Source organism: Kitasatospora sp. NPDC057512 (assembly GCF_042802135.1).
Lineage (GTDB): Bacteria > Actinomycetota > Actinomycetes > Streptomycetales > Streptomycetaceae > Kitasatospora.
Map to the genome: position 1 here is coordinate 1 of NZ_JBHVET010000708.1, position 4,443 is coordinate 4,443.

The window sequence follows — 4,443 nt, forward strand, 5'->3', positions numbered from 1 at the left end:
CACTCTACGCGTCGTGGGCCGCGTCAGTTGTTTATAAGAGCCAGGATCTACGGCCCCGTTGTGGGGTCCGGGCGGCCGCGTCCGCACGGACCCCTTTTCGTTCGCTTCCTTGTCTGTTTTGGATCGATTCATGTCGATCCGGATCGATCTGGGACCGCCGAAGGGGGCGCGAGCCATGACCGACCAGGACTTCCACCCGGGGCTCACGCCCGGGCATCTGGGCGCACCGGTGCTGGAACCGGAGGGCCGTCCGCCGGGTGCGCCCCGTCCGCGCTTCGATGCGCCCGATCCGCACCGACGGCGCAACGGGCTGGCCTGCGGGCTCACCGCGCTCGCGCTGATCGCGGTGTTCGGCGGGATCGGGCTGACCGGGTACACCTGGATCCAGGCGCAGCGCAAACCCCCGGCCGCCGCCGACTTCGCCGGGCAGGGCACCGGCAGCGTGCAGGTCTCGGTGCCGGAGGGCGCCGGCCTCTCCCAGATCGCCTCCGCGCTGGTCCGCAACGGCGTGGTGGCCAGCTCGCTCGCCTTCACCCGGGCCGCGAAGGGCAGCGCGGCGGCGGCCGGGCGGATCCAGCCCGGGACGTACACCCTGAAGCAGCGGATGTCGGCCGCGGCGGCGCTGGCGATCCTGATCGACCCGGCCAACGCCAACGGCCTGACCATCCCCGAGGGCTGGCGCGGCTACCAGATCTACGCGGCCATCGACAAGAAGCTGAACCTGCCCGCGGGCACCGCCCAGAAGACCGCCCAGGACCAGGGCGCCGAGCTCGGCCTGCCGGACTTCGCCAACGGCAGCCCGGAGGGCTACCTGTTCCCGGCGACGTACAGCGTCACCGAGGGCACCACCGCCTTCGACCTGCTGAAGCAGATGGTGGACCGGGCCGGCCGGGAGTTCGGCCGGGACGACGCCACCGTGGTCGCGCAGAACCTCGGGCAGAGCGTGTACGGGCTGATCACCGTGGCCAGCATGGTCCAGGGCGAGGCCGACAACACCGAGGACATGGGCAAGGTGGCCCGGGTGATCTACAACCGGCTGGCCAAGGGCATGCCCCTGCAATTGGACTCCACCATCAACTACGCGCTCGGCCGCTCGACCCTCAACACCTCGGTGACCGACACCAGGCTGGACTCCCCGTACAACACCTACCTGCACGCCGGATTGCCGCCGAGCCCGATCTCCAACCCCGGGCGGCAGGCGATCATGGCCGCGCTGGACCCGACGCCGGGGGACTGGCTGTACTTCGTCACCGTGAAGCCGGGGGACACCCGCTTCACCGACAGCTTCGACGTCCAGCAACGCAACGTGGCGGAGTTCAACGCCAACCGGGCGGCGGCCAAGCCGAGCGGCCCGGCGTCGGGCGCGCCCTCCGACCCGGCGACCACCGGCCCGGGGGCCCCGGGCGGGGCCGGTGCGCCTTCCGGTCCCGGTGCGGGGACGCCGTAACGGAGTTGTGTGCCGTCGGTGAGATCGCTCACTGACGGTGCGTCCGCCCGGCCGGGGGTAAGGCTGCGGTACGGTAACGTCTCCCTCCAGGCGCTGCGCTAGCACGCCGGTTCGAGAAGCAGCCGGGACGGCGTCGTCCCGGACGGCCGGTTTGATCCTCCGGTCGTCACCGTCGGTTAAGGGGATCGATGACCGATCTGGGCGGGGGCTACAACCCCCAGGGCGAGCCGTGGCACCCCGGTGATCCCGGGTACGACGGCCGGCAGCCGGTCCCCGGCCAGCAGGACGGCCAGTGGCAGCAGCAGTACCCGCAGCAGGGCCAGCCGGTCCAGCAGCCGTACGGGGACGTGCAGCAGGGGTACGCGCAGCAGCAGATGGCGCCGCAGATGCAGCAGCAGATGATGGCGCAGCAGGGCTACCAGCAGCAGGCCCCCCAGCAGCAGATGCCGCAGCAGGGCTACCCGGGCGGTCAGCAGGGCTACCCGCAGCAGATGGTGCAGCAGCAGGCGCCGGTGCAGCAGCAGGGCTACCCCCAGCAGGGGTACGTGCCGCAGCAGCCGCAACCGCAGCAGCCGATGCAGCAGGGGTACCCGCAGCAGCAGATGCCCCAGCAGCAGGCACCCGTGCAGCAGCAGGGCTACCAGCAGCAGGCCGCCCAGCAGATCCAGCCCCAGCAGGTCCAGCAGCAGCCCCTCCAGCAGCAGGCTCCCCAGCAGCCGGCCCCCGAGCAGCAGGCTCCGCAGCGGCAGGTGCCGCGGCGCCGGGCCAAGCCGCAGCCGGCCCCGGAGCCGGTGCCGGCCTCCGGCCCCGGCCCGGACGGGATCGACTGGGAGGCCGAGGCCGCCGCGCTGGAGGCCGGCGCCGACCCGGTCGGTGCCGCGCGCGAGGGCGGGACGGACGAGTGGGACGGCCACGGGGACGGCGGCCGCCACGAGGACGACGGGTACCTCGACGAGCACGCCGAGGCCGGGGAGGCCGGCTTCCTCGGCGAGCAGGACGACTCCCGCGAGGCCCAGAAGAAGCGCAAGGAGAAGGGCAAGAAGTCGGGCCGCCGCAACGGCGGCGCCTGCCTGCTGGTCGCCGCGGTGCTGCTCGGCGCCGTCGGCGGGGCCGGCTGGTGGGGCTACGGCTTCTACCAGGACCACTTCGGCCCGGCGCCGGACTTCACCGGCGAGGGCACCGGCTCCGTCCAGGTCGAGGTCAAGAAGGGCGCGGTCGGCGGGCAGATCGGCCTGGCGCTGAAGAACGGCGGCGTGGTCAAGAGCGTCGACGCGTTCAACGCGGCCTGCAAGGCCGAGCCCAAGTGCGGCACCATCCAGTACGGCTTCTACGTGCTGAAGAAGGAGATGCCGGCCGCGGCCGCGCTCAAGGAGCTGCTCGCCCAGGCGGGCGGCGCGGCGATCGTCGTGCCGGAGGGCAAGAACTCCACCGAGATCTACACCCTCATCGACACCAAGCTGAAGCTGCCGCCGGGCACCACGGCGGGCGTCGCCAAGGCGCAGGTCAACGACCTCGGCCTGCCGGCGTACGCGAACGGCAACATCGAGGGCTTCCTCTGGCCGACCCGCTACAACGTCGCCGAGGGCATGAAGCCCGAGGACCTGCTCAAGCAGATGGTGAAGAACGCCACCGAGAAGTACGCCGGCCTGGACGCCCAGGCCGCCTCGGTGGGGCTGAAGACCGGCTACGAGGTGCTCATCGAGGCGAGCATCCTCCAGCGCGAGGGCAACAACCCGGAAGACTTCGCCAAGATGGCCAAGACCATCCAGAACCGGCTGGCCGCCGGCGGCGAGATCAACCACCGGCTCGGCATGGACACCACGCTCCAGTACTCGCTGGGCCGCAAGGACCTCGACAAGAAGGACATGGACGACGCGAACAACAAGTACAACACCTACGTGAACCAGGGCCTGCCGCCCGGTCCGATCTCCAACCCCGGCGACGACGCGCTCAACGCGACGCTGCACCCGGCGGACGGAAAGTGGCTGTACTTCATCGCGATGTCCCCGACCCAGACCCGGTTCGCCGAGACGAGCAAGGAGCACTACGCCAACGTCAAGGAGTACTGCCAGTCGGCCGGGCAGGGCTTCGACGAGGCGCGCGGCCACTGCACCACCAAGAAGTAGCCACGGCACGAAGTAGCCAGGGCCGGACGACAGTTCGCCGGCCCGCGGAGAGGCAGCGTTGACCAGCAAGCACCGGGCGGCCGTCCTCGGCTCGCCGATCGCCCACTCGCTCTCGCCGGACCTGCACCGGGCCGCCTTCGCGGCGCTCGGGCTGGACGGCTGGCGCTACGACCGCTTCGAGGTCGACGAGGCCGGGCTGCCCGGGTTCGTCGCCGCGCTGGACGAGGCCGAGTGGGCCGGGCTGTCGCTCACCATGCCGCTGAAGCGGGCGGTCATCCCGCTGCTCGACGAGGTCAGCGCGACGGCCCGCTCGGTGGACGCGGTGAACACCGTGGTGTTCACCGCCGACGGCCGGCGCACCGGGGACAACACCGACGTGCCCGGGCTGGTCAACGCGCTGCGCGAGCGCGGGATCACCGAGGTGCCCGAGGCGGCCGTCCTGGGCGCCGGGGCCACCGCCTCCTCGGCACTGGCCGCGCTCGCCCAGATCTGCACCGGCGAGGTGACGGTCTACGTGCGCAGTGCCGAGCGGGCCCGGGAGATGGCCGAGCTGGGCGAGCGGCTGGGCGTGGCCGTCCGCACCGCCGACTGGGAACTCGGCGCGCAGGCGCTGGCCCGGCCGCTGACCGTCTCCACCACGCCGGTCGGCGCGACCGACGTCTTCGCCGAGGCGCTGCCCGCCGAGCCGGGTGCGCTGTTCGACGTGCTGTACCACCCGTGGCCGACGGCGCTGGCCGCCGCCTGCGCCGGGCGCGGGGCGACCGTCCTGGGCGGGCTGGACCTGCTGGTGCACCAGGCGGTGCTGCAGAGCGAGGCCTTCACCGGGCGGACGCCCGGGCCGCTGGCGGCGATGCGCGAGGCGGGGGAGAA

General features: G+C 72.3%; 3 protein-coding genes. All 3 read left to right on the forward strand.

Annotated features, from left to right (window positions below; all coding sequences use genetic code 11):
* Positions 1-175: 175 nt before the first annotated feature.
* The gene (mltG, locus tag ACFU6K_RS32310; protein WP_380669091.1) at positions 176-1,447 is read left to right on the forward strand and encodes an endolytic transglycosylase MltG; all 1,272 of its coding nucleotides are present in this window, start codon (positions 176-178) and stop codon (positions 1,445-1,447) included.
* A gap of 188 nt (positions 1,448-1,635) precedes the next feature.
* Complete coding sequence (mltG, locus tag ACFU6K_RS32315) at positions 1,636-3,573, forward strand: endolytic transglycosylase MltG (protein WP_380669093.1); 1,938 nt, start codon at positions 1,636-1,638, stop codon at positions 3,571-3,573.
* A 58-nt stretch (positions 3,574-3,631) separates the two neighbouring features.
* On the forward strand, positions 3,632-4,443 hold an 812-nt coding region (locus ACFU6K_RS32320), incomplete at its 3' end, for a shikimate dehydrogenase (RefSeq protein ID WP_380669095.1).